This is a genomic window from Brevibacillus sp. NSP2.1, assembly GCF_000470975.2.
Classification (GTDB): domain Bacteria; phylum Bacillota; class Bacilli; order Brevibacillales; family Brevibacillaceae; genus Brevibacillus; species Brevibacillus agri.
On sequence record NZ_CP048274.1, the window covers coordinates 1,827,900 to 1,850,085 of the forward strand.

The following is a 22,186-nucleotide window of genomic DNA, read 5'->3' on the forward strand; positions in this document are numbered from 1 at the left end:
GATATTCTGCCAGTTCGCTTAGTACAATTCTATCATATGGAAAGTCTAGGGCACTACTGCTTGCCGTCACTTCTTAAAATTGTCGTTTTTTCCCATTCTGTCGTTTTTTCGCCAAACTCACTGTTCTGCCGCCCGGTCGGAGCGGGTAAACCAGCGAAACGGATTCAACGACCAGCGTGGCTCGTGGCGGGCGTACCGTTCCTTGCGGCGGGTCAGTCGCTGCTGCATCAAATCCATCTCGAAGGTGACGCGGCGCATCTCCAGGCGCAGCGATTCCTGCATCTCTTCGATGTCGGCGATTTTTTGCAGGATGGCCGATTGCATGTTGTTCAGCGAGGAAAGCTGGGCCAGCTCCTGCTGGAACTTCAGCAGCGTCTCGTGAACGGCCAGCTCCATTTCCTTCACGCCTGCTTCCAGGTTGCTTCCGGAACTGAGGGCTACGGCTGTTTCTTCCGCACTGGCGTACTCTTCGGCAGTCAGCATTTCTTCCGACAAACGGCCTTCATCTATGAGCTGTCGCTGAATTTCCTTGAGCGAGCTGTTTCCGCTATCTTTGCGGTCCTTCACTTCTTTCAAGAGGGCAAAGCCCGCTTCGCTAATCAAATAGTGACCCTGCGGATTTTTCAGACGTTCCTTTGCGGGTACGAACAAGTCCAGCCAGTTGCGCAGCGTACGAACATGTACGTCAAGGCGATCAGCTACCTCTTTCGAAGCCATCCAAACTTGTACATCCATCCCGAATCACTCCTTTTTTCCCCTCGGTATTCCCGGTGGACTCATTATAGCACCATTTTTTTCCGGGTAAGAGAGAATCGACAAAGGTTCTAAAAAGTAGTGGCATTTCGCCCGTTTCGGACAGGTGCTCCGTTTTTTGTCATTCCGTCACGAGCCGGACAAATTGTGGCTGGCTCACTCATATTGACCCGGACAGGCGCGTACATATGGAAGGAATACACGTCCCCATACTCATGCGGGATGAGGAGAGGACCGTATGATGCAACCTTTCTTTTGGCTTGTTTTGCTTGCTGCGGCGCTTGCGAGCTGTATCGGCGGGCTTCTGCTCTGTCTTCGCGCCTGGTCGCGCAAAGCGCTGTTCGCGATGATTAGCGCAGGGGCCGGATTGTTGCTGGCGATTACGATGCTGGACTTGATGCCGCACGTCATCCAGGGGGAAAGCTCGCGGATGATGCCGTTTGTGCTCGTAGGCTTTGCCGCGTTGTTCGCGCTGGAGCTGCTCGGAAAGGCGGCCGGAGGGGAAATCGGCTCGACGGGCGTGATCGGGGTGCTGGGCGGCTTTTTGCTGCACGCTTTTGTCGAAGGGGTGTCGCTCGTGGCGAGCTTGAAGGTGGACGCAGAGGTCGGCATGTCTGTCCTGCTGGCGATGCTTTTGCATAAAATACCGGATGGGGTCACGGTAGCCTCCTTGATGCTCGCCGCGACGAACTCCCGGAAAAAAGCATTGTGGGGCGCGACTTCGCTCGGGATTGCCACGATAGTGGGGGCATGCAGCTTCGGGCTTGCCGAACGGTTTTTTCCGCCTGACTGGTCGAGCGTGATGCTCGCGATGACGACGGGAATTTTTTTGTACGTGTCAGCAAGCCACCTCGTGCCGTATATCGTGCAGGCGAGGCGGGCGGAATACGGCGTCTACTTTTTTGGCGCGGTTCTGATCTACATTGTGCTGTCGGCGTACATGCATGCCAATCATCTGCATGCATAAACAGGGGCGCTCCTTGCCAGCCTAAGAAAACAATGGAATCGCAGCAGGATGGAAGGAGTCTTGTGAGCATGAACCAGCCCAATCTGAACCAGTTCGACGAAGCCGCACAGGGAGTAACGGAGTTCCCGGTCATGGGGACGTCGCTGAATCCTTTTGACGAAACGTGGGGGACGTTTGCTTCTGCAAAGCCGCTGACTGAACAGGATGGAGCCGCCGAGTAACAGCCAAAAAGCCGCTGTCGAAACGAAGCGTTTCGCGCTCTTTTCTTCCGCCCCTCTCGTAACGAAGGACAAGATCGGTTATAATGGCGGGGAATAGCTTGGGAAGGGGCGAATACATAATGAATACATTGTTGCAAGGCAAAAATATCGTAATCATGGGTGTAGCGAACCACCGCAGCATCGCTTGGGGAATTGCGCAATCTTTGCACAACGCAGGAGCGAACCTGATTTTTACCTATCAGGGAGAGCGTCTGCGCGAAAACGTGGCAGAGCTGTCCGCCAAACTGGGCAAGGAATCGCTCTTGGTCAACTGCGACGTGACCAAAGATGAAGAAGTGGAAGCGGCGTTTGCGACGATTCGGGAAAAAGTCGGCGTCATTCACGGCTTGGCGCACTGCATCGCGTTTGCCAAAACCGAGGAGCTGGAAGGCGAATTTGTCAACACTTCCCGTGACGGCTACGCGCTTGCGCAAGACATCAGCGCGTTCTCGCTGGTGGCGGTTGCCCGCGCAGCTCGTCCGTTGATGACAGAAGGCGGCAGCATCGTGACCTTGACTTACCTGGGCGGCGAGCGCGTCGTGCAAAACTACAACGTCATGGGCGTAGCCAAAGCAGCGCTGGACGCATCGGTGCGCTACCTCGCGAACGATCTCGGCAAGGAAAACATTCGCGTCAACGCGATTTCCGCAGGTCCGATCCGCACCCTGGCGGCAAAAGGCATCCGCAATTTCAACGCGGTTCTGAAAGAAATCGAAGAAAAAGCGCCGCTGCGCCGGACGATTGACCAGACCGAAGTAGGCGATACAGCCCTCTTCCTGTTCAGCAACCTGTCCAGAGGCATTACGGGCGAGATTTTGCACGTAGACGCCGGATACAACATCATCGGCGGCTAAGCGGCCAAGTTTTGCGCCCATACGAATGAATAACAGGCTCCCTTTGCTCGCATACTAACCAAAATGCGACGAAGGGAGCCTGGCTTATGTTTCCATTGATTACGAACATGGAAGAGTTTCTGATTTACATGGGCGGCGGCTATCAGTATTTACCGGCCCATTTCGCTGATGAAACGGGAGGGGCGGGTCTTGCGTCCGAAGCGCTCCCGGGGGATACCGATACACAGGCTGCGGCGGGCCCGGGTAATCGCCACGTATAGCAGACGCCGTTCTTCTTCCAGGGCTGTCGACCCGCCTTTGCGCAGCTCGTCCAGCGTGTACTCGTGCGGCAGGGCGCCTTCGACCAGATCAGGCAGAAAGACGTGATCGTACTCCAGCCCTTTTGCCCGATGAATACTCAATACGTGTACAGCTTCATCCGGGAGTGGCCGCAGATTGCGCCACTCTTTTTCCTGTCTAATCATCTGCTCGATGTAGGCCAAAAAGTCGCGGATCGTCGCGTGGCGCTTGGCGGCAGAGAGAAGTTGCTGCAGCTCGTCACTCCAGCGTTCCCGGCCATCTTCCCGGTCACGCGCCCGCTTTTTCAAATATTCGCGGAGCTTGCCGTCCTCGTAAATCAGCTCCAGCGCCTGGGCAGGAGGGCAGTCTTTGCAGGCGGCGAGAATGTCGTTGATCGCTTGCATATGCTTGCGCTGGTAGGGCTTGAGCTGGGTCAGATGCGGGAGGATGTGCAAAATCGGCTTGTCCTCGAGAATCGCCTGGCTGCGCACGGCATTCCAGGCATCGCCGGAGATGTAGAGCGTCGGCAAAATTTCTTTTAACGCGTCTGTATCGTCCGGATTGAGCGCCAGCCGCAAATAGTGCAACGTCCAGCGTACAGTCTGGCGCTGGTAAAACGAGTCTTCCTCCTGCGTGTAGTGAAACGGAATGCCTGCCTCGCTCAGCCGCTCCAGGATCGGCCGGGCCGACTCGTTCGTGCGGTACAGCACCGCGCACTCGCCGAACGCCGTTCCTTGCTCGCGCCGATGCACGATTTCATCCACGATTCGGGATGCCTGCTCTTCTTCGTCGTCCGGTTCGAACAAAAACGTGTCGCCTTCTTCGCGATGGAACGACCGGCACGCTTTTTCCCAGCGAGATCGGTTGTGGCCGATCAGCGAATAGCCGAGGCTGACGATCGAGGAGTGGGAGCGGTAGTTGACTTCCAGCGTAATCGTGGAAGCTTGCGGAAAATCTTTGGTGAAGCCCAATATGTACTGGGGGTCACTGCCGCGAAAGCCGTAGATCGACTGGTCATCATCGCCGATGACGCACAGGTTGTTTTGCGGTGCGGCGAGCAGCTTGACCGTTTCGTACTGGATGCGGTTAATATCTTGAAACTCGTCGATCATGACGTGGGTGATCCGCTCCTGGTAGCGTTGCAGCAGATCGCGGTTATCGCGCAACAGCTCGTAGCAGCCGAGCAGCATGTCGTCAAAATCAAACCACTGGTGCTTTTTTTTCGCGGCCTCGTAGAGCGGGTAAAGCTGGGCGGCCCGTTTTTCCGCATCGGTCGCCGCCTCGCGAAAAGCCGCTTCCTGCGGGAGAATGTATTCGTTTTTCCAACGGCTGACGATGCTGAGCGCTTCGGTGATGTCCGTTTCTTTCAGCGCCATAAGCTCGTCATGGCCGAGCAATGCTCCGGTTTCGCGCAGCAGCCGCCACTTTTGCCAGTCCTTTTTCAGCAGCCGCTGCTGATCCCAGCCGTTTGGCTGATGGTGCAACAGCATGCGGTAAAAAATGCTGTGGAACGTTCCGGCAATCAGCTCGCGAGCCTGGCCGGACGGCAGTTGCCGGGCGATGCGCTGGCGAATTTCCTCTGCTGCTTTGGTCGTAAACGTCACGACCATGATCCGTTTTGGCTCCACGCCCAAGTCTTTGATGAGATGAGCGGTGCGGGCCGTCATGACCCGCGTCTTGCCGCTGCCGGCTCCGGCGAGGATCAAAAGCGGGCCGTCAGTCGTTTGCACGGCTTGCTGCTGGGTAGGATGAAGCGGCTGGTCCAACTGCTGCTCGGCCAAATGCGCAATCGTCTTTTTGGGCATAAACCGTTTGCGAAAGACCGGAGGCTTTGGCGGAGGCGGTGCAGGCGTGACCGTGCTGCCAATCGCCCTTTTTTTCGGCAAGCGAAAAGAGCCGATCATCGCCGTGTCTTCTTCCCGGGCAGCAGGCTCGTCTGGCGTTTGTGCCGGAGCCGGGACGGCCGCATCCGAAAAGGCGAGCGAACTGTCGACAGCAGCCGCGTGCTCAGGCGCGCGCGTATGCGGATCATCAGCGAGAGCGGGCGCAGCGTCAGTCGCAGCACCAGGGCTTGCGCCAGTCACAAGCGGGTGCAGAACGGCCGCAGCAGTCTCGTCCAAAGCTTGCAGCCACTCCATGGAAGCAGAGCTGTCTTGCGCCAAAAGCGGGCAGACGGCTCCCTCCGGATGCGCGAAGTACGGCTCAAAGCTGATTCCGGCAATCAGGCGCAGCGCGGCGGTACAGGCTGGACAGCGAACCTTGTCCTGCCGGGCGGCCATGCGCCAGTACGGGATGCGGTTGTAAGTCTCGGGCTGCAACAGGATAGGTTTGTTGTCTAGTAACGCATAGTTCATGATGACACCTCGATAAAGCAGCTTCTTTGTCAAAGTCGTACGCGGACCGTGGAAACAAGAAGTGCCCCCTGGCGGCAGGGGACACGTGCCAAAAAAGTCGTTCTTTACGATTGGGCGTGCAGTAAAATCGTATCGTCGGGAAGGGCGGCTGAATCTTCCTCATCCAGATGGGTGATCGCTACACGGGTGATGCGATGGTTTTCCAGCTCGCTGATGGTGAACAGATAGCCCTGGTACATGACGGCTTTTCCGAGCGTCACTTCCTCGTTTAACTGGCTGTAGAGCCAACCGGCGATCGTGTCGACCTCATCGGAGACGATCTCGATGGTCAAAAAATCGTTCAGCTCGGCCAAAAGCGTTTTGCCGGAAACGGAGAGGGCATTGCTTGCGCTTTCTTCGATTTCCGGGCGCTCGTTCTCATCAAATTCGTCCTGGATGTCGCCGACAATTTCTTCCAGAATGTCCTCCATCGTCAAAATACCCGCCGTACCGCCGTACTCGTCAATGACGATCGCAATTTGCGAGCGGCGTTTTTGCATCAGCCGCAATACGTGACTGATTTCCATCGATTCCGGCACCGTGAGCAGGGGACGGAGAAAATCTTTCAGCTCGGCTTTCCCGGTTGTCAGCGCCGACAGGAAAAAGTCGGACGTGTGAACGAAGCCGATCAGCCTGTCTTTGTCTTCGTGCGCGACAGGGAAGCGCGAATGGCGGGATTGCCGGATAATTTGGAGATTTTCGTCAAATGTGTTGTCGTCGTACAGGCAAATCATGTCGATGCGCGGGATCATAATTTCCCGGGCAAGGCGTTCGGAAAACTCGAACACGTTGTCCACGAGGGCCATTTCCGTCTGGTCGATATGCCCGCTCTTATGGCTCTGGTTGACGAGCAGCCGGATTTCTTCCTCTGTATGGGCCGGATCGTTTTCCCGGGCAGGCTCGATGCCCAGACGCCGGATGAACAGGTTGGCCGCGCCGTTTAAAAACCAGATGAGCGGATAGCTCAGCTTGTAGAAAAACATGAGCGGAGCAGCCGTCCACAGCGAGGTTGCTTCCGCTCTCTGGATGGCAAGCGACTTGGGAGCAAGCTCCCCGAACACGATATGCATGAATGTGATGATGGCAAACGCGATGGCAAGCGAAACGGGCCCCACCATATAGGACGGGAATTGAAAATAGGCCATCATGGGTTCGACGTAATGGGCGATTGCAGGCTCACCAACCCAGCCTAGTCCAAGCGATGCCAGCGTGATGCCGAGCTGGCAGGCGGATAAATAGGCGTCGAGCTCGCGGGTGACCTTTTGCGCGTAGTGGGCACGTTTGTTGTTGCCCTCACTGACGAGCTGGGCCAGACGAGTTTGGCGAACTTTTACCAACGAGAATTCTGCTGCGACGAAGAAGCCGTTCAGAAGGACCAAAAACACCACGAGCAGCAGATTCAGCGTAATCTCCCCTATCGGACTCTCCAAGCGCACCTCCAGCCTCCCGCGGTGCGAAAGGCGGAGAATTCACCTCCGTTACGCTAAGTGTATTTTAAATGTACGAACAAAAACGGCTAAATATTCGTATCTTCCTTGTTACAGGTAAGTATACCAATAGGTCAACCGAAGAGTCAAAACGTTCCGATTTGCTCTGGCGCATTTTGCACATTGTCAGGACATACCCGAATCTGTCTTTTCATACACATAAGCGAGCAGTTGTCCGGGGGAGGGGAGGCGCGTGTACTGGCTGCAAAAAAGTGTGGCGATCATCGTCGGAAGTGTGCTCGTTGCCATTGGCGTCAACCTGTTTTTGGTGCCGCACCGCCTCATGGATGGGGGAATGATCGGGATCGGGCTGCTTGCGACGTATTACATGCAATGGCCGCCCGGAATGGTGATGATGGGTGTCAGTATCCCGGTTTATGTCCTCGTCTTTTTTTATGACCGCAGGCTGTTTTTCCACAGCTTTCACGGAATGCTGATCTCTTCGTTTTTTATCGACGTGCTCTCGGATTTGCGCGGCTTCAACAGTTGGTCGACGTCCGCATCAGCGGTGACGGGCGGGGTGTTGATCGGAATGGGCGTCGGTCTGATGCTCGCTTTTGACACGAATACAGGGGGGACCGACCTGCTGGCGCAATTTTTGGCCAGGCGCTTCAACATGTCTGTGGCGCTGCTGATTCTCGCCATCGACGGGTTGATCGTCCTCTGTTCGCTGCATACGATCGGGCTGGAGCGCACGGTGTTTTCGCTTGTGACCATCATCGCGGTAGCGGCGACGACGCACATGTTCAGCGGGCTTGGACGGCAGCAGCCTCCCTATACGATCATCGGTCCGCTGCATACTTGGCAGGCAGGCACACGCGAGAAGCGCGGGCCTGGCCTGTCGCTTTCGCCGATTGCGCAAAGAAAAAGCGGCCCAAGCGAGCCTGTTCGCGCAAAAGCGGCAGGGAGATCGGCAAACAGGGCAGGGGAAGCAGACATTTTGGAGAAAATAAATAGGAAAAGGATGAAATGAGGGACAACATCGTGTCTGCCTATACACCGCAAATGATAACCGAGCGGGTCGGCTATTTTCCCGGTCACGTCAACATCGGCCTGGTTATCGGCAACAGCGGAGCGATTCTGATCGATTCCGGACTGGAGGCGCAAACCGCCAAAAAAATCAAAAAAGGGCTGGACGCGATTGCCCAGCCCTTGTGCGCGATCATTCAAACACACGCTCATGCCGATCACTTCGGAGGAAACGCCTACCTGCTCGGATGCTGGCCCGAAGCCAAAGTATTCGCGCCACCGCTGGAAGAAGCGATCATCCGCTATCCGGTTCTGGAACCCATCTACTTGAACATGGGAGCAGAACCGCTTGCGGAGCTGAAAAACAAGTTTTTGCTGGCGCAAGCTTCCCGGGTGGACCACCTCCTTCCATTAGAAGGGATGCTGGAAATCGACGGTGTGCCGTTTACGATCCTTTCTCTGCCGGGGCACAGCTATCAGCAGGTCGGTCTGATCTGCGAGGACATTTGCTTTGCCGCGGACAGTTATTTGGGTGAAGAAGTATTGGAAAAGCACAAGCTGCCGTTTCTCGTAGATGCACATGAGACGATGAACAGTTTGCGCAAGCTCCTGTCGACCGATTGCAGAGGATATTTGCCCGGTCATGGAGCGTACACCACCTCCTCTCAAGGTGCGGTGCACAAAAATATGGAATGGCATGAACGGATTTACGCCGTCATCGAAGACATTTTAAGAGAGGAGCGCGGAGTAGAAGACGCTCTCGCCCTCCTGTGTGAACGCTTGCACATTTCCATCGAGAACGCGACAAGCTACGCCCTGTTCCGGACGGCTTTCATGGGCTATCTCGTCGGCCTGGCAAAAGAAAAGAGAGTGGCGTATCGGTTTGCTGCGAACAGATGGCTGTGGAGCACGGTTCAGGATGGAGCGGAGGGAGAAGACAGGTAATCGGCAATCTCTGCCAGTTTGTGCTCGGCTGCTTCCCGAACGGATTTCGGTATGAAGAAAATTTCTTCCGAGGTGTTCATGTAAAATTTCGCTTCCAGATACGGATGACCCAGCTTGACAGTCATCTCGCCTTTGCCTGTTGACGAGTTGGTGAAATTGGTGGGAATGCGCAGGAAATACGTGCTGCTGCTGGCAGAATCGTACATGACGACATCATACGTGGGCATGCCGTCCCCGCCTGATCGGTGAAACCCCTGCTGTCTGAGCATTTTGTCGACATAGGAGAGTGGCTGCACGACACCGGTCAGGGTCTTGTTTTTTAACCGCATGGACATCCTCCTCGGCTCAACCTGTGAGAAAATTCGGGTTTGGTACCATCCTATGAGCGGTGGGCGGATTTCAGACTTAGAGAAAACGAAAAGAAGGAGTGGAAGCAACATGCTCAAGCAAGCAGACTTACATACTCATACGAAGGCGTCAGACGGCACCTGCGAGCCTGCGGAAAACGTGCGCCTGGCAAAAGAAGCCGGACTGGCTGCTCTTGCGATTACGGACCACGATACGGTGGCAGGCGTAGCCGAAGCGATGGAGGCGGGAGCGAAGCTCGGCGTGGAAATCATCCCGGGCGTGGAGGTAAGCTCGGTCGGCAATGGCCAGGACATTCACGTGCTCGGCTATTTTGTGCCTTACGAAGATCAGGCGTTCCAGGAGCGGCTGGTGAGCCTGCGCGAGACGCGCCATCAACGCAACCAACTGCTGATCGCCCGCCTGCAGGAGCTGGGCATTGCGATCACGCTGGAAAACGTCTACCGCCGCAAGCAGGGGACGGACAAAAACATCGGCCGTCCGCACATCGCCGAGGAACTGATCGAGCTTGGCGTCGTCGCTACGATGGAAGAAGCGTTCGACAAATACCTGGGAAAAGGGGGAGCGGCGTACGTCAACCCGCCGCGCATCACGCCGCAGGAGGCAATCACGCTGATTCAGGAGGCGGGCGGCGTAGCCGTGCTGGCGCACCCGGGACTGTACGACGATGACGAGCTTGTGCGCGAACTGATCGCATTCGGGCTGGACGGAATCGAAGTGAACCACCCGGACAACGACGAGCTGCAAAAGCTGCGCTACAGCAAATGGGCCGACGAGCACGGCCTCGTCATGACAGGCGGCTCGGATTTTCACGGCTGGCGCGGCGAGGAGCCGTTTCACGCCATGCTCGGCTCGCACACGGCGTCGGTGGAGGTCGTGGAGCGGTTGCGGGAGTTAGCGCAGAAGCGGAGGGGGTAACGGGCGGCCCAGGACAATGATTGGGGAGCGAGAAAGGCGAACGAGTCATTCGCCCGGAAGTGAAAGGGCACGGTGTTCAATCACTCGGGAATGAAAAGGGGAAACGAGCCTGAATCAATAGCTCGCCAGTGCAAAGCACAGAACGCCATGCCCCATCGCTGGACGGCAAGACTAACCAAAGCGCAGGAGCCTTTTGTCTCATCAGAAAAAAGTCAGCCCCCTGTCTGTAGCCAGTTTGGCTAACCCAGAAGAGGGGGCTTTTTGTACAGACAGATCGGCTTTTCCATCCCAGTCCCAGGGCAAAAAGCAGCAGGCGAAGCTCCCCGTTTGCTGCTGCTCCTAGAGCAAAACCGCCACAAACGCGAACCCAAGCCACAGGCACAGCGGACTAAACAGCCGCGTATCCTGGCGGGCGAAGGCAGTGTGCGTCACTTTCTTGAAAAAGCCCACATAGCGAAAGTCGCCCATGGCGCGCAGCAAAAAGACGGCGGCGCAGGCGATGCAGCCCCATTGGATCAGGGCAGGCGCGATCAGTGGCGCAAGGTAGCCGCTTTTGGCAAGCAGCAAATAGTCGACGAACAGCAGCAAGCCTGCTACTGCGAGCGTTCCCGCTTTTCCCGGGCGAAACAAGGGGCGGGCACTGTCCGCGGATACAGGAATGGCGACAAGGCTCCCCAGCTTCCGCCAACAGCCCAGTAGACGTGCAGCAGCGATACAGCAGCGAGTAAAAACGCGGCGGACAGGACAAACAGAGTGGTCATGAAAAACGCCTCCTTGGGGTTGCCCCCGTTTTGGTGTCGGCTTTCCCTTTTATCCTCTTTCACACAAAAAGATACGCAATCGTATGTTTCGGCCGTGAAAAACTCCTTTTTGCGGGAGCTTTTCGCGAGCAGAGAAGCTTTTCCAAGCAAAGAAGCTTTCAACAGTCCCACGTCAAAAAATGCTGCAAAGGCCCGGAGATGTCAAAAGGCTCATCCAGATCACCGCGCACCAGCCAGCCGATGTAGACGAGGTAAGCCAGGTGGGCACGGGCAGATGCGTCGGCGGAGGACAGCCCCTTTTTTTCGTGCAAGGCCGCGACGTAGCCGATTCTCCGTTTTTCAATTCCGACCAACCGCTTGCCCAAGTCCGGGTTTTGTTTGGCCCACGCGTACATCGCCGCTTCGACTTTGCGCTCTGTCGTAAAAACAAACGACAACAGCCGCTCCAAAGTGGCGTCGTCCGCTTGGGGGGCCGCGATGATCCGCTCTGTGGCGTGCTCCTCCCAATAGTCGATCACGGCGTCGAGCAAATCGCGGCGGTCCTGAAAATGGTGGTAAAAGCTGCCTTTGCTAATTCGCAGCTTGCGCGCGATCGCTTCCACGCGCACAGCCTCGATGCCGGACTCGCCAAGCGTATCCAGCGCTGCCCGGACCCAATCCTCGCGTGTGTATTGCATCGTTCACCTCTGAAAATACGGTAGCGTATGTTTTGGTTCCATCCTATTCCAGATAGCGAGGGCATGTCAAGACGAAAGGCGACGCGCCAGCCAAAAATACAAACAAACCCTCCGCTCCCATTGTGAAGGAGGGCGGAGGGCGAGACGAACAAGTTTTGCAGTCTGGCGATGAAATCGGTTAGCGCAACGCTTTGACCATCGCGATATGCTCGATGCCGGCTTCATCGAAAACGTCGCCGTGCGGCTCGTAGCCGAGCTTTTCATAGAAACGTTGCGCGTGCGTCTGGGCGTTCAGCTTGAGGCTGTCAAAGCCGAGCTCTTTGGCGGCTTCTTCCATGACGATCATGATCTGGCGCCCCAGTCCGGTGCCGCGCTCGTCTTTTAGTACCGCCACGCGCTCGATTTTTCCCACGCCAGGCTCATACGGCCGCAAGCGGCTTGCCCCGACTGGTTGCTGCTCGTTGTACGCGACGAAATGAACGGTGCCGCTTGCTGGCTGGTCATGCTCGTCAATCTCCAGGTCGGCGGGAACCTCCTGCTCATCAATGAACACCGCTTTTCGCACAGCGAGGGCATCCTGCATTTCCTGGTCCGAGTTTACTTTTTGGATCACATAAGATTGCTGCTTCATAGAGGACACGTCCTTTTCTGTTTTGCGGTAAAAAGATCCCTCCCTGCAAGCCAAGCTCACGGGGAGGACGCCAATCTTGCTTTATTTTTTCAAGAGGAAGGTCTGGTAAACGCTCCAGATGCCGTCTTCCAGTTGGTAAATCAGGTGGAAGCGGTCAATTTCGCTCGTCAGGTCGATTTTGGCCATGCTCAATTGTCCGGTTACATCACGCAGTTCATCGTCGGACAGGTCGCGCCCGATGGTCAGATGCGGTACGTACGCGTAGGTTTCTTTTTCCGACACACACTGGTTCACGATCTTTTCGTGCAGGGCGTGGAATGGCTCTTTGTTTTGCACAGCCAAATAAATGACGTTCGTCGTCGGATGGAAAGTAGAAACCCGATGGAAATGAGCAGTAAAGCTTTCAGTAGAGGAGGCAACCTGCTCCAGATGGCTCACCAGCTCTGGCAGCTTGGCTTCTTCAAGGTCAAAGGCTTCTTTCAAACGGATATATGGAGGTACCAATGCGTATGCAGGGTCATAACGCTTCCGGTAAGAGTTGGCCACTTCTTGCACCTTGCTGGATGGAAAGATTACGATACTATACATCATGAGAACCACTCCTCCTTGCTATCTATCATGCATGCTCTACAAGAAACTATTTTAACAGAAAATTCTTCATTTGTGTAATGTTATGCGTCGAACCGTATATTCCGGCCGCGTCGGGACACACTGTGTAGTGCAAGGAGGTGCCGCACTGCATGTACACGGCCATGATGATAACATTCATTTTTCTCGTCCTGCTCCTGTTGTCAGTGCTGACCTTCACCATTTTGTCGGCGATTCGCAAAGGAGAGTTCGAAGAAGCACTCGTTTCGCCCTTAAAGGATGAAGGCCCGCAGGAAGAACAGCCACGGTAAGTTTACCCGTAAAGCGTACGCAGCATACGGGGGAGGTTTTGCTGCCAGTGGCCCCACGTATGGTCACCCTCGAACGTTTCGTAGAAGAGGGTGGCCTTTTTCGTCTGCAAAATGGCTCGCAGCTCCTCATTGGCCGCATACAGGTTCAGGACGCCGCGCGAAGAGTTCACAGCGGTTTCTTCCGTCCCGATTTCCAGATAAAACGTCTGCGGCACCGTCAGCTCAGCTTCCGCGACACGGCGGTTCAGCCGTTCGTCCATGGCCCCCGACTGGCAGGCCACCTGTCCAAACGTATGCGGATAAGCCAGCGCCGTAAACAGGGAAACGACGCCACCGAGCGATTCCCCAAGCAAGGTCCGCCCGTTGCCGAGTGGGTGCGTAGAGTAACGGGAATCCACGAAGCTGACGACTTCATCAGCCAGAAAGCGGGTGTAAGCCAGATGCTCCTTGCCGTCCGGATGGTAGCGGTCAAAACGCTTTGTTTTTTCGACGGGAAGAAAAACGGCAATGAGATCGGGCAGCTCTTTGTCCTCGATCATCCGATCCAGCAAGGTCGCCATTCGGCCCATGGCCAAATAATCGTCGCCATCCTGCACGTAGAGGACCGGGTAGGAGTAGAGCGGCGAATAGCGTTTGGGGGTGTAGACAATCAGTTTTTCCGGCGTTCCCAAATGCCGGCTGTCCAAGACGATTTCCTCAAGGGCCACAGCGAAGTCCTCCTTATGGATGTTTACGCAAAAATTATTATACAGGAGAGCGCATGGGCTGCCCAATGCTTTCGTGTGCTGCGAGAACCATGACGAGAGTTGGTTCGTGGGCAAAGAGCTTTTCGACAAGCGGACGGCAAGGTTGTCCGCATGTTCTTTGGGCGAAAGATTGTCGCAATTTTGTCACCGTGTGATACTATGGTAGGAAACGACTTCACTCGATTTGTGGAAGGGGTTGTCTCTTATATGAAGAAGCAAGTACACAGCATCGAAGTCAGAAACGCTGCTCTCAATCGCCTGGCAGAACGTGGCGTCACGGTGGAGGACATCGCGGAGATCGTCTATCTCATGCAGTCTCCGTACCATCCCGGCCTGACCATGGAGCCGTGCATCGAGAGTGTGAAAGCCGTCTTGGAAAAAAGGGAAATGCAGCACGCCATCTTAGTTGGCGTTGAGTTGGATACGTTGGCGGAAAAGGGCCTTTTGTCCGAGCCGCTCCAGTCGATCATCGCAACAGACGAAGGCCTGTTTGGGTGCGACGAGACGTTGGCTTTGGGATCGGTCTTCGGATACGGCAGCATCGCCGTCACAACCTTTGGACATCTGGACAAACATAAAGTCGGCGTCATCAAAAGACTGGACACCAAGTCCGCCGAGGGCCGCGTACACACATTCCTCGACGACCTGATCGCAAGCGTGGCGGCAAACGCTTCCAGCCGAATGGCCCACCGCATGCGCGATGAACAGGAAGCCGAGCTGGCCCGCTCCGAGGCGGAAGCGCTGAAAGCCGAGCTGCGCGTGGAGGATAAAGGTGAAGGGACGGAGCAGGCCGGGTAGCAGGGGAGCTGTGGAGTTGTGGAACTGCTGAACTGCGGTTTGGAGGTTTACAGGCTTGCAGGCTTGCATCCAGACTTACTTGCCTGGATTGTTACCTATCTATCTTTGTGGTTTGGGTGTGGCGGTTTTGGCGGGTTTTTTGCTCTGCAGGATTTTTGATGACAGGTTTTTTGCGTTTTTTTCATTGCAGTTTTTTGTCTGTTAAGGTTTTCTCTTGTTAGGGTTTTCTTCTCTTAGGATTTTCGCCTGTGAGGCTTTTCCGTTTCGCAGGGGAAAAGGTGTTTGCAATGGATGAGCGAGAGCCATTTTTTCGTTGGTGCTGTTCCCATGTTCGGGGCGCCCGCCGTTTGAGTGAGCGGGGCCGGGAGTGTGGGGAGAGTAGCGGCGGGGGGATGGCTTTTTGTTTTGGGGTGGATGGGGCGGGGAGTGGTCATCCGGCGCTCTATTCGTCTGTTCGCCTGTTTAACTGTTCATTCGTTCATCCGTCGTTTACTCGGACTTGTTCCTGTTCTTTCTGGTGCATTGCTGATAGGAGTTGTGGGGGGCGATGAAAGCTTTGACAAAGTCTTCAACAAAAAGCTTCAACAAGGCTTTAACAAAGGCTTTAACAAAAAAACTCAATGAAAAACTCAATCGAAACCTTAACATGAAAGCCGAACCCCGAAGGCCGAACCCCGAAAACCGAAAACCGAAAACCGAAAACCTAACCCCGAAAACCTAACCCCGAAAACCTAACCCCGAAAACCTAACCCCCTAACTACCATCATCATCAGAGAGACACTAGAGAAGGAAATATCTTTCGTAAAAACTTTTTCGTTCTCGGCGATTTTTTTTCGAGAAGGAGTGTGTACAAGCTTGATTTTTAGGGGAGAAGAGCACGCTGAAAGGCTGATTTTACGCGGTTTTTCATGTGCTTTTGGTAAGAGTGAAAAAAATTACAAGAAATTATTCATTTCCTCTTGAAATCCATTTCAGGATGCTGTATAGTAATAAATGTGATCGGCGTCCGGTGCGATTCGGGCCCTTAGCTCAGTTGGTCAGAGCGGTCGGCTCATAACCGATTGGTCGTAGGTTCGAGTCCTACAGGGCCCACCATTAAGCGAGTACATAAGATGTTTAAGATCACATACATATCCCATGATCCGGTAGCTCAGTTGGGAGAGCACCATCTTGACAGGGTGGGGGTCGCTGGTTCGAACCCAGTCCGGATCACCATAAAAAAGCCTATAACGGCGCGGTTTCTCGAAAAGAGAGACCGCGCTTTTTACATAAAAAAGTGCGGTTTGCAAACGAATTGCAAACCTTTATCGTACTAAAGCGCGCTTTTGCCGTTTTTGTTGTCATCATCCTTATTAAAAAGTGAGTCTCCAAACTGCTTGGCTGCTTCACTCTGCATGTTGGGAAGAACATGAGAATAGGTGTCCAATGTTATTCGGATGTTGGCATGTCCGAGACGCTCCTGGGCGATCTTAGGATGCACTCCCTTTTTAAGCAACAAGGTAGCGTGGGAATGCCTGAGATCATGAAAACGTATTTTTGGAACGTCAGCCTTTTTCAACAAGCGGTAATAAGTGCGGATCAGGTTCCGTGGTAATACCTTTGTCCCAACAGAGGTACAAACAACCAAATCGTTATCTTGGTACACGGATCGAGCTAACAATTTCTCCTGAGCAATTCTCCTTTTGTGTTTTTTTAGTTCAGCTACTGTTTGCTCTGGCAAAGCAATTGACCTTTGGGCGCTTTTTGTTTTCGGTTCCTGTAATTCATCACCTTTATTTGAAAGGGTCTGCTGAACCGATATTTCCCCATTTTCGAAGTCAATATCTTTCCACCGAAGGCCAAGAATTTCCCCGCGTCTCATCCCGGTTGTAATTGCAAGGAAAAAGGCAATGTAGAGTCGATCTTCCCGTGCAACATCCAGAAACTGCAATACTTCCTTTTCATTCCATACTTCCATTTTCTTTTTACTGAAACGTGGTTTATCCACCAATTTTGCAACGTTCTTTGCAACGAAGCCTCGTTCGTGGGCACGAGTCAGAACAGCATTGATGATTGTATGAATTTTTGATATTACTTCGTCCGACAGAGCAGACTCATCCTTTTTTAGCTTTCTATAAAAGGACTCGATGTGCATGGGATTCAGTTTTGATAATTCATACTTCCCAAGATGTGGGAGAATGTGATTGTTGATGAGCCATTCATAGTTGCGGAAGGTAGAACTGCGCACACTCATCTTTTTGTTTTCCAACCAGCTAGTCAGAAACGAGGCAAACATTTCCTTAGAAGGCTCTATAAATGTTCCCTGGTTAATTTCCGTTATCTTTTCAGCCATTGCCTTTTCAGCTTCCTTTTTAGTTGCGAAGCCGGAGAACCATTTTTGCTGTCGTTTACCGGTGGTTTCATCTTTGCCAAGATCAAGCACGAAACACCACTTGGCTCCGCGTTTTCTAACGTGACCTTTCATATAACTTCCCTCCTGCATCTCATACTTCCATCCATCTAAAGATACCTGTCTCCGCGAAAGAGAATGGTGAAAATTATAAGAATGTACGTTCTGGTTTGTGGCTATAAGAAAAGCCCATAGTGGGCGTTTGGTAAACTTACGCTATGCGTTCACTAAAAACATTCATCTGCAGCAATTCCTCAATGTTGCAAGCTTGTAAGATCAATTGTTCAACTTCCCAATGGTCGACGTTAGCAGCTGCGGCTCTTTGTCGTAATGAAGGCAGGTGTATACCGAATTTACCAGGCTTTTCATGGTTCAGAGTTAAGTCCCCAAGTGCAACGGAAAGGCCCAATCTATCAGAGTGAAAATCTTCCGCGCCTTGTCTTTGAAAGGGAGCTTCTATAGGGATGTAAAGGGTGTTTTTGGACCAATCAAACTCACCCTTACGGAAACCCACCACGTACCAAATGGGAGCCAGTTTTTCTTCCAGAAAGTCATAATAAACAGTGATTTTCATCGTACGACAACTCCTTGGCCTTTTTGAAGTTTTCTTTGTATTGCTAAACGGAAGAGTTTTTTTGTTTCATCTGACCAGTTGGCTGGATCTGCTTTGCTATATTGGCTTTGGAGAACAGATACAAATTCTTTGTGGAGGCGAGCCTCATAGATTCGTCGCTCAATTTGTTCCAGTCGGCGTTTGGCAAGACGGGTAGTGACCCCAAACTGCTGGGCTAGGAAGCCAATTGCCTCATTCTTATAAGGTGGAAGCTTAATCTCTTTAACCATGAAAAAAGGCATAGCTGCGTATAGTTGGAATTGATTAGCCTGCGTCTCCTGAAGTTCACGGAAGATCCGTGGAAGCATCAACTGATCACCAGCATGGCGTAGCGGATGGCATAATTCATGAAAAAAGACTTCTCGAATTTCCTCGATTGATTTGTTTGAATTAAGGAAAATTGCAGCATTGTCGTCATTCCAAATCGCTTCTTCTTTGGCGTTTGGTAAGTAAAACAGATCAATACCAAAAGAATGCGCAATCACGTCCATAACGAGGTCGGCAGGAGATTGGATTCCAATTGACTTGTATCGAGTTTGGATCCATTGCTCAAGTGGGGTGGTTTGGTAAAATTCGAACATAAATACCTCCATATATACAAACATACGTTCGAAAAGATGTGCAATAGAAAAGCCCTTTATGGGCTTATCTAACCATCAATATCTCGTCTGGATATTCATCATATGTCCTATTATCTAGCAAACGTCCGGTTCTGTGTTTTTGAACCCCGCCCCATTGCTTAAAGAAGAAAGCAACTTTTTGCTCGTCACATTGGTTTCTTATACTTCTTACCCATTCTTCTTGCATTGGCCGAGCTCCTGCACCGGATTCACCGCCCACGATAACCCAATGAATGTCTGTCAGGTCAAGATGATCTAACGGACCCAGAAGAGGTTCTAGTGATAAAAAACGAACATGCGACGGAACTTTTCTTAAGTCCTCGATACGGAATGATACGCTTTCGTTTTCCACACTTACGCCTTGCCAAACATTTTTAGGCCAAGGGAGGTGAGGAGCCAGTTCAGCAAGACGATCAGATCTTTTCGTAAGTATCTGGAACGTATGCCAAGATGCCTTTTCCATTGTTTCAAATACCTGAAGGATAAAATCATCAGGCACATCCTTATGGAACAGGTCAGACATTGAGTTTACAAAGATCCGTTTAGGCTTTTTCCATTTAAGAGGCAGCTCTATCAGATCATGGTGTAACGTCACGTTAAACCCGTTCTTATAACGAGGATTATTCATAGCGACTAATCTTTTTGCCATAGCTGCGGCGTAGCAGTGACGGCAACCTTCGGAAATTTTAGTGCATCCAGTTACGGGATTCCATGTTGCCTCTGTCCACTCAATTGTTGAGTTGGTGGCCATTTGAACATCCCTCCTTCGGTTACCATTATACCACACAGGGAACATTCGTTCTACATCATGATGGGAACGAGATTTTTGTTCCTGACGGGAATCCTGATTTACCTGTACGATTTACAGAAATTATACCTTCTTTTTCGAGAGGAGTCAGGGTTTTTCGTCGGATGTGCGAAGTTAAGTAAGCAGTTTCGGTGATAACAAATTGTTCAATGGTCTCTATACTTACAGTTTTTCCTGCAAAATTCTCAAGAAGTTCACGTCGAAGTGGAGATAAATCCGGTTCATCTTCAAAAAGGACCATTTGCCCTTTGTTGGTTGTATCCCTAAAGGTGAAGTTTCCTTGCGGATCAGCTTTCCACATGGCGGTCTTCATTTTATCTAACCCTATCTCATTGTTAGTGGCGTAAATAAGATCAAATATAGTTGCATTTCTTGTGTTTCTGATATCAAAAGTTCTTACATATTTAACTTTCGCTTCAGTATTAAGCTGATTAGCATACAAGCCAGTAAAAGCTTCATGTTTGTCAGGCCCAGTGAGATCTACAAATTCCTTCCACTCATCTGTACCATAGAGTTCAGTATGGTCAGTTGTATGTACTGAACGAACAACTCCAGAATACATGTGATTAAAGAATACTTCACAACTTTTATACGACATGATTCTTTTTACCAAGTCAAATGGTACTCCTTTTGTTCCGAAAGGATCAATAAATGCAAATGTGGGAGCCAGACTATTTTTGCCAAGTTTGTCCAATCCATCACTTAATACATCAGCGAACTCACCATGTTCAACCATAACTTTAAAATTATTCGGAAGCGTTAGGTCATCAATTTCTTCAATCAAAGATTCGTAATTGGACTTACTGGCCTCTGTAAACAAAAATACGAATTCTTTGTTCTGTAGTTTCGCTTTATGCGTGTTGTAAATATCATTGGCGATATTTAAGGCCATTATGGGTGAACCATCTTCACCGCCTGTGTAACGTCCCGGACCAGCAAAACCATCGATATATACAATTCTCGGGTTTGTAAAAGCCATGATCGGAAACCAAGCATTCAAATAATTTCTTAAGATTACGTGCTTAGCACGTGTATGTGCTGGCATTTCCCATGTCATGAAATTCCCTCCATTTATGCTAAAAGGCTATATTTTAGTGACAATTTTGTGATTATTCTAAAACCTTAGAAAAAACAAAAACACCACTACAAAGTGTGTCGTGATGTTGTGTCGTGGTGTCATTGTTTACTGTTTTTCTCTTTCAACTTCCTGAAAATCTCCAACTGCAGATCCAACTGAGCCTGGAGAAACTCCTTCTCTTCCTCACTTATGTCGTCCGGTAGTTCCAGAAAAGCTCGGTTCACGGGCTTGTCCTTCTGGGCGGAGGGCGAGGGATCGGTGGTGCGGCCAAGAAGGTAGTCAATTTGGACATCAAAAAAATCAGCCAGTTTTTGGAGGGTTTCGTTGTCCGGTTCTCGCTTATTTTGTTCGTACATTGCGTATGTAGTTCTGGCGATGCCGATCTTAGTTGCAACATCTTCCTGACGTAGCTTTTTCCCAAGGCGTTGTTCTTTCAAGCGTTCACCTAACAACTAGATCACCTCCTGAATACATTATAACTACACAATGAGTGACATTGAAATTAATGTCACGAAAAGTGTATTTTTCGGTTGACATGTCACGAATTGTGTATTAAAGTAAGGATAAAGATACACGGTTTGTGACAAGGAAAGGGGGTCTAGAAATGAGAAATTGGCTGATTGCGAAACGCAACGAACTTAGCCTCACGCAAGAAGAGGTCGCAAGTAAGGCAGAAATTGCACGTACGACATATGCAATGATAGAACAAAATAATCGAACGCCAAGCGTTAATGTCGCAAAGCGTATCGCGAAAGTGTTAGACGTTGATTGGACGCTTTTTTTTGAACAAAAATGTCACGAATTGTGTAGTGATTCGAAAGGCAAACCCGCCTAATGGGGTGATGAAAGGAGATGAGGTTTGTGAACCAAAACGAGCAAGTGCTTCTTGATATCACTCGTACCACACGATCTGTTTTTAACTGGATTCAGGACAAGTGTGAAAATGGAACCTCCAGCGAAGAGTTGATTGTCTTGCCGGAGGTGATAAAAGGAGCTGTTGAATTAGGCAGCTTAATCCATCGATTGATGGAGGATGGATACATCATCAAAAAATAATCAAATCCATCCAGAATTACCCTTTCCTCGTTCATTGAGCTTTTGCAACTGTTCTGACTTCATACCAGCTTTGGATGCCGATAATTCATTTTTAATTCGGTAATAGTTTTCGAGGTAGATCCTCGCATAGTCCTCTGGACTTTGATAGTCAGACAGTTTTACAGAGTTTTTCATATAAAGGATTGTTAACTCACGGATAGTTTCATCCATATTCCCACCCCTTTCGTATCCGACATCAGAAGAACGCCACTCGCCAAAGTTCACGTTCTTCCGACAATCAGATTCGGCGGGAAGAGTGGAAAATCCTACAAGAAAGGAGTGATTGCAATGGCAAAACAAAAGATTACCGATGTCGAGCAACTGCCTCTGATGATGAAAATGCGCGATGTTGCCAACGTAATGGACATAGCATTGCGCCGGGCGTACGAACTGGCCCAAGATCCAACATTCCCAAAAATCGTTGTAGGCAAGAGTATTAGGGTGCCGCGCGATGCATTCTGTCGCTGGGCGGGGATAGAGCTTCATGTATCCCAACATAAGCCAACTGAAATTTCAGCTTAGAGAAAGGAGGAAAGCAAGATGTCCGAAAAAAGAGCGATTCCGGAACATTTGAAAAGTAGTCGGCATTGGCGCAGCATGATCTTCCTGTTCCAAAATCACTCCAAGCTTCAAAGATATTTCAACACGAAATACTTTGACCTTGATGCAGAACGAGTGAAAATCCGAGCTTTGAAACAAGAAGCAAAACCTTGGTCCGACAGTGAGAAATTCATGTTGGACCTTGCACTCCACTTATTTAACGACTCGAACAAGGTCGATCTTGGTTACATGGATTATCTGGACCATAACAACACCCGTTTGGCGCTGAAAGCAATTGAGCTCCGTTATTTATAGAAAGTCCCCCGGGACGGCGATCCGG

Annotated in this window: 31 protein-coding genes and 2 tRNA genes; 16 read left to right on the forward strand and 17 right to left on the reverse strand. The window is 51.5% G+C overall.

Going from position 1 to position 22,186, the window contains the following annotated elements:
- Positions 1 to 117: 117 nt before the first annotated feature.
- Positions 118 to 735, reverse strand: coding sequence for a MerR family transcriptional regulator (locus tag M655_RS09035; RefSeq protein ID WP_026557493.1), 618 nt, complete (start codon positions 733 to 735; stop codon positions 118 to 120).
- 256 nt (positions 736 to 991) lie between these two features.
- On the opposite strand from M655_RS09035, the gene M655_RS09040 reads away from it, so the two are divergent.
- The 3 genes from M655_RS09040 to fabI all read left to right on the forward strand — a co-directional run bounded on the left by M655_RS09040 (position 992) and on the right by fabI (position 2,834).
- A complete protein-coding gene (locus tag M655_RS09040; protein WP_005828222.1) occupies positions 992 to 1,720 on the forward strand; it encodes a ZIP family metal transporter in 729 nt (242 codons plus the stop codon).
- Between the two features lie 68 nt (positions 1,721 to 1,788).
- Entirely contained in the window at positions 1,789 to 1,941 is a 153-nt protein-coding gene (locus tag M655_RS09045) for a hypothetical protein (protein ID WP_005828225.1), read from the forward strand.
- A 119-nt stretch (positions 1,942 to 2,060) separates the two neighbouring features.
- The gene (gene fabI, locus M655_RS09050) at positions 2,061 to 2,834 is read left to right on the forward strand and encodes an enoyl-ACP reductase FabI (protein WP_005828227.1); all 774 of its coding nucleotides are present in this window, start codon (positions 2,061 to 2,063) and stop codon (positions 2,832 to 2,834) included.
- A gap of 149 nt (positions 2,835 to 2,983) precedes the next feature.
- Here the strand turns inward: fabI and M655_RS09055 are convergent, their stop codons facing one another.
- Entirely contained in the window at positions 2,984 to 5,467 is a 2,484-nt protein-coding gene (locus M655_RS09055) for a UvrD-helicase domain-containing protein (protein ID WP_026557492.1), read from the reverse strand.
- Positions 5,468 to 5,571: 104 nt separating this feature from the next.
- Positions 5,572 to 6,942: a hemolysin family protein gene (locus M655_RS09060; RefSeq protein WP_005828230.1), complete on the reverse strand. Its 1,371-nt coding sequence runs from the start codon at positions 6,940 to 6,942 to the stop codon at positions 5,572 to 5,574.
- A gap of 244 nt (positions 6,943 to 7,186) precedes the next feature.
- Between M655_RS09060 and M655_RS09065 the strand changes: the two genes are divergently transcribed.
- Both M655_RS09065 and M655_RS09070 read left to right on the forward strand, forming a co-directional pair.
- Complete coding sequence (locus M655_RS09065) at positions 7,187 to 7,966, forward strand: YitT family protein (RefSeq protein WP_005828232.1); 780 nt, start codon at positions 7,187 to 7,189, stop codon at positions 7,964 to 7,966.
- Positions 7,963 to 8,907, forward strand: a complete 945-nt coding sequence (locus tag M655_RS09070; protein WP_005828234.1) for an MBL fold metallo-hydrolase — start codon at positions 7,963 to 7,965, stop codon at positions 8,905 to 8,907. The genes M655_RS09065 and M655_RS09070 overlap by 4 nt, the downstream gene beginning before the upstream one ends.
- On the opposite strand, the gene M655_RS09075 is transcribed toward M655_RS09070, so the two are convergent.
- Entirely contained in the window at positions 8,877 to 9,236 is a 360-nt protein-coding gene (locus M655_RS09075) for a YugN family protein (RefSeq protein ID WP_005828236.1), read from the reverse strand. The genes M655_RS09070 and M655_RS09075 overlap by 31 nt on opposite strands.
- 109 nt (positions 9,237 to 9,345) lie before the next feature.
- On the opposite strand from M655_RS09075, the gene M655_RS09080 reads away from it, so the two are divergent.
- Complete coding sequence (locus M655_RS09080) at positions 9,346 to 10,191, forward strand: PHP domain-containing protein (RefSeq protein ID WP_026557491.1); 846 nt, start codon at positions 9,346 to 9,348, stop codon at positions 10,189 to 10,191.
- A 339-nt stretch (positions 10,192 to 10,530) separates the two neighbouring features.
- Here the strand turns inward: M655_RS09080 and M655_RS09085 are convergent, their stop codons facing one another.
- The 5 genes from M655_RS09085 to M655_RS09105 form a co-directional block, all read right to left on the reverse strand.
- The gene (locus M655_RS09085; protein ID WP_286085990.1) at positions 10,531 to 10,821 is read right to left on the reverse strand and encodes a DUF3995 domain-containing protein; all 291 of its coding nucleotides are present in this window, start codon (positions 10,819 to 10,821) and stop codon (positions 10,531 to 10,533) included.
- Positions 10,785 to 10,952, reverse strand: a complete 168-nt coding sequence (locus tag M655_RS09090) for a hypothetical protein (protein ID WP_242507476.1) — start codon at positions 10,950 to 10,952, stop codon at positions 10,785 to 10,787. The genes M655_RS09085 and M655_RS09090 overlap by 37 nt, the downstream gene beginning before the upstream one ends.
- A gap of 158 nt (positions 10,953 to 11,110) precedes the next feature.
- On the reverse strand, positions 11,111 to 11,629 hold the full coding sequence (locus tag M655_RS09095; RefSeq protein WP_026557490.1) for a TetR/AcrR family transcriptional regulator: 519 nt from the start codon (positions 11,627 to 11,629) through the stop codon (positions 11,111 to 11,113).
- 178 nt (positions 11,630 to 11,807) lie between these two features.
- Entirely contained in the window at positions 11,808 to 12,260 is a 453-nt protein-coding gene (locus M655_RS09100; protein ID WP_007784544.1) for a GNAT family N-acetyltransferase, read from the reverse strand.
- An 81-nt stretch (positions 12,261 to 12,341) separates the two neighbouring features.
- Complete coding sequence (locus tag M655_RS09105) at positions 12,342 to 12,851, reverse strand: YjcG family protein (RefSeq protein WP_005828248.1); 510 nt, start codon at positions 12,849 to 12,851, stop codon at positions 12,342 to 12,344.
- 149 nt (positions 12,852 to 13,000) lie between these two features.
- On the opposite strand from M655_RS09105, the gene M655_RS09110 reads away from it, so the two are divergent.
- A complete protein-coding gene (locus M655_RS09110; protein ID WP_005828250.1) occupies positions 13,001 to 13,159 on the forward strand; it encodes a hypothetical protein in 159 nt (52 codons plus the stop codon).
- Positions 13,160 to 13,161: 2 nt separating this feature from the next.
- On the opposite strand, the gene M655_RS09115 is transcribed toward M655_RS09110, so the two are convergent.
- On the reverse strand, positions 13,162 to 13,866 hold the full coding sequence (locus M655_RS09115; RefSeq protein WP_005828252.1) for an alpha/beta hydrolase: 705 nt from the start codon (positions 13,864 to 13,866) through the stop codon (positions 13,162 to 13,164).
- Between the two features lie 246 nt (positions 13,867 to 14,112).
- Here M655_RS09115 and M655_RS09120 point away from each other — a divergent pair, with 246 nt between their 5' ends.
- The 5 genes from M655_RS09120 to M655_RS09140 all read left to right on the forward strand — a co-directional run bounded on the left by M655_RS09120 (position 14,113) and on the right by M655_RS09140 (position 15,918).
- On the forward strand, positions 14,113 to 14,703 hold the full coding sequence (locus tag M655_RS09120) for a phosphatidylglycerophosphatase A family protein (RefSeq protein ID WP_005828254.1): 591 nt from the start codon (positions 14,113 to 14,115) through the stop codon (positions 14,701 to 14,703).
- An 18-nt stretch (positions 14,704 to 14,721) separates the two neighbouring features.
- On the forward strand, positions 14,722 to 14,862 hold the full coding sequence (locus M655_RS09125) for a hypothetical protein (RefSeq protein ID WP_155808619.1): 141 nt from the start codon (positions 14,722 to 14,724) through the stop codon (positions 14,860 to 14,862).
- 210 nt (positions 14,863 to 15,072) lie between these two features.
- Positions 15,073 to 15,327 carry a hypothetical protein gene (locus M655_RS09130; protein ID WP_152344101.1) on the forward strand — a complete coding sequence of 85 codons (255 nt, stop codon included), beginning with the start codon at positions 15,073 to 15,075 and terminating at the stop codon, positions 15,325 to 15,327.
- Between the two features lie 394 nt (positions 15,328 to 15,721).
- A tRNA-Ile gene (locus M655_RS09135) sits at positions 15,722 to 15,798 on the forward strand.
- A gap of 44 nt (positions 15,799 to 15,842) precedes the next feature.
- Positions 15,843 to 15,918 (forward strand) — tRNA-Val (locus tag M655_RS09140).
- 97 nt (positions 15,919 to 16,015) lie between these two features.
- Here the strand turns inward: M655_RS09140 and M655_RS09145 are convergent.
- The 6 genes from M655_RS09145 to M655_RS09170 form a co-directional block, all read right to left on the reverse strand.
- The gene (locus tag M655_RS09145; RefSeq protein ID WP_026557489.1) at positions 16,016 to 17,167 is read right to left on the reverse strand and encodes a site-specific integrase; all 1,152 of its coding nucleotides are present in this window, start codon (positions 17,165 to 17,167) and stop codon (positions 16,016 to 16,018) included.
- Between the two features lie 136 nt (positions 17,168 to 17,303).
- Positions 17,304 to 17,666 carry a hypothetical protein gene (locus M655_RS09150; protein ID WP_035422766.1) on the reverse strand — a complete coding sequence of 121 codons (363 nt, stop codon included), beginning with the start codon at positions 17,664 to 17,666 and terminating at the stop codon, positions 17,304 to 17,306.
- Positions 17,663 to 18,286 carry an ImmA/IrrE family metallo-endopeptidase gene (locus tag M655_RS09155; protein ID WP_035422765.1) on the reverse strand — a complete coding sequence of 208 codons (624 nt, stop codon included), beginning with the start codon at positions 18,284 to 18,286 and terminating at the stop codon, positions 17,663 to 17,665. Before M655_RS09155 ends, M655_RS09150 begins: the two co-directional genes overlap by 4 nt.
- A 64-nt stretch (positions 18,287 to 18,350) precedes the next feature.
- On the reverse strand, positions 18,351 to 19,076 hold the full coding sequence (locus M655_RS09160) for a DUF5131 family protein (protein WP_026557488.1): 726 nt from the start codon (positions 19,074 to 19,076) through the stop codon (positions 18,351 to 18,353).
- A gap of 55 nt (positions 19,077 to 19,131) precedes the next feature.
- Positions 19,132 to 20,190 carry a three-Cys-motif partner protein TcmP gene (locus tag M655_RS09165; protein ID WP_051353897.1) on the reverse strand — a complete coding sequence of 353 codons (1,059 nt, stop codon included), beginning with the start codon at positions 20,188 to 20,190 and terminating at the stop codon, positions 19,132 to 19,134.
- A gap of 119 nt (positions 20,191 to 20,309) precedes the next feature.
- Positions 20,310 to 20,663, reverse strand: a complete 354-nt coding sequence (locus M655_RS09170; RefSeq protein WP_026557487.1) for a helix-turn-helix domain-containing protein — start codon at positions 20,661 to 20,663, stop codon at positions 20,310 to 20,312.
- A gap of 152 nt (positions 20,664 to 20,815) precedes the next feature.
- On the opposite strand from M655_RS09170, the gene M655_RS09175 reads away from it, so the two are divergent.
- Together M655_RS09175 and M655_RS09180 are read left to right on the forward strand one after the other, a co-directional pair.
- Positions 20,816 to 21,046, forward strand: coding sequence for a helix-turn-helix transcriptional regulator (locus M655_RS09175; RefSeq protein WP_026557486.1), 231 nt, complete (start codon positions 20,816 to 20,818; stop codon positions 21,044 to 21,046).
- 26 nt (positions 21,047 to 21,072) lie between these two features.
- Entirely contained in the window at positions 21,073 to 21,267 is a 195-nt protein-coding gene (locus tag M655_RS09180) for a hypothetical protein (RefSeq protein WP_026557485.1), read from the forward strand.
- On the opposite strand, the gene M655_RS09185 is transcribed toward M655_RS09180, so the two are convergent.
- Entirely contained in the window at positions 21,268 to 21,477 is a 210-nt protein-coding gene (locus M655_RS09185) for a hypothetical protein (protein ID WP_026557484.1), read from the reverse strand.
- A gap of 117 nt (positions 21,478 to 21,594) precedes the next feature.
- Between M655_RS09185 and M655_RS09190 the strand changes: the two genes are divergently transcribed.
- Both M655_RS09190 and M655_RS09195 read left to right on the forward strand, forming a co-directional pair.
- Positions 21,595 to 21,828, forward strand: a complete 234-nt coding sequence (locus M655_RS09190; protein WP_035422764.1) for a hypothetical protein — start codon at positions 21,595 to 21,597, stop codon at positions 21,826 to 21,828.
- Between the two features lie 18 nt (positions 21,829 to 21,846).
- Positions 21,847 to 22,161, forward strand: coding sequence for a hypothetical protein (locus M655_RS09195; RefSeq protein ID WP_026557483.1), 315 nt, complete (start codon positions 21,847 to 21,849; stop codon positions 22,159 to 22,161).
- The last annotated feature ends 25 nt before the right edge of the window (positions 22,162 to 22,186 follow it).

Bases quoted from the DNA above. Each gene is read 5' to 3' on its own strand.
- M655_RS09035 (WP_026557493.1), bottom strand. From the start codon at position 735: ATGGATGTACAAGTTTGGATGGCTTCGAAAGAGGTAGCTGATCGCCTT.
- M655_RS09040 (WP_005828222.1), top strand. From the start codon at position 992: ATGATGCAACCTTTCTTTTGGCTTGTTTTGCTTGCTGCGGCGCTTGCG.
- M655_RS09045 (WP_005828225.1), top strand. From the start codon at position 1,789: ATGAACCAGCCCAATCTGAACCAGTTCGACGAAGCCGCACAGGGAGTA.
- fabI (WP_005828227.1), top strand. From the start codon at position 2,061: ATGAATACATTGTTGCAAGGCAAAAATATCGTAATCATGGGTGTAGCG.
- M655_RS09055 (WP_026557492.1), bottom strand. From the start codon at position 5,467: ATGAACTATGCGTTACTAGACAACAAACCTATCCTGTTGCAGCCCGAG.
- M655_RS09070 (WP_005828234.1), top strand. From the start codon at position 7,963: ATGAGGGACAACATCGTGTCTGCCTATACACCGCAAATGATAACCGAG.
- M655_RS09075 (WP_005828236.1), bottom strand. From the start codon at position 9,236: ATGCGGTTAAAAAACAAGACCCTGACCGGTGTCGTGCAGCCACTCTCC.
- M655_RS09080 (WP_026557491.1), top strand. From the start codon at position 9,346: ATGCTCAAGCAAGCAGACTTACATACTCATACGAAGGCGTCAGACGGC.
- M655_RS09090 (WP_242507476.1), bottom strand. From the start codon at position 10,952: ATGACCACTCTGTTTGTCCTGTCCGCCGCGTTTTTACTCGCTGCTGTA.
- M655_RS09095 (WP_026557490.1), bottom strand. From the start codon at position 11,629: ATGCAATACACACGCGAGGATTGGGTCCGGGCAGCGCTGGATACGCTT.
- M655_RS09100 (WP_007784544.1), bottom strand. From the start codon at position 12,260: ATGAAGCAGCAATCTTATGTGATCCAAAAAGTAAACTCGGACCAGGAA.
- M655_RS09105 (WP_005828248.1), bottom strand. From the start codon at position 12,851: ATGATGTATAGTATCGTAATCTTTCCATCCAGCAAGGTGCAAGAAGTG.
- M655_RS09110 (WP_005828250.1), top strand. From the start codon at position 13,001: ATGTACACGGCCATGATGATAACATTCATTTTTCTCGTCCTGCTCCTG.
- M655_RS09120 (WP_005828254.1), top strand. From the start codon at position 14,113: ATGAAGAAGCAAGTACACAGCATCGAAGTCAGAAACGCTGCTCTCAAT.
- M655_RS09145 (WP_026557489.1), bottom strand. From the start codon at position 17,167: ATGAAAGGTCACGTTAGAAAACGCGGAGCCAAGTGGTGTTTCGTGCTT.
- M655_RS09150 (WP_035422766.1), bottom strand. From the start codon at position 17,666: ATGAAAATCACTGTTTATTATGACTTTCTGGAAGAAAAACTGGCTCCC.
- M655_RS09155 (WP_035422765.1), bottom strand. From the start codon at position 18,286: ATGTTCGAATTTTACCAAACCACCCCACTTGAGCAATGGATCCAAACT.
- M655_RS09160 (WP_026557488.1), bottom strand. From the start codon at position 19,076: ATGGCCACCAACTCAACAATTGAGTGGACAGAGGCAACATGGAATCCC.
- M655_RS09165 (WP_051353897.1), bottom strand. From the start codon at position 20,190: ATGACATGGGAAATGCCAGCACATACACGTGCTAAGCACGTAATCTTA.
- M655_RS09175 (WP_026557486.1), top strand. From the start codon at position 20,816: ATGAGAAATTGGCTGATTGCGAAACGCAACGAACTTAGCCTCACGCAA.
- M655_RS09185 (WP_026557484.1), bottom strand. From the start codon at position 21,477: ATGGATGAAACTATCCGTGAGTTAACAATCCTTTATATGAAAAACTCT.
- M655_RS09190 (WP_035422764.1), top strand. From the start codon at position 21,595: ATGGCAAAACAAAAGATTACCGATGTCGAGCAACTGCCTCTGATGATG.
- M655_RS09195 (WP_026557483.1), top strand. From the start codon at position 21,847: ATGTCCGAAAAAAGAGCGATTCCGGAACATTTGAAAAGTAGTCGGCAT.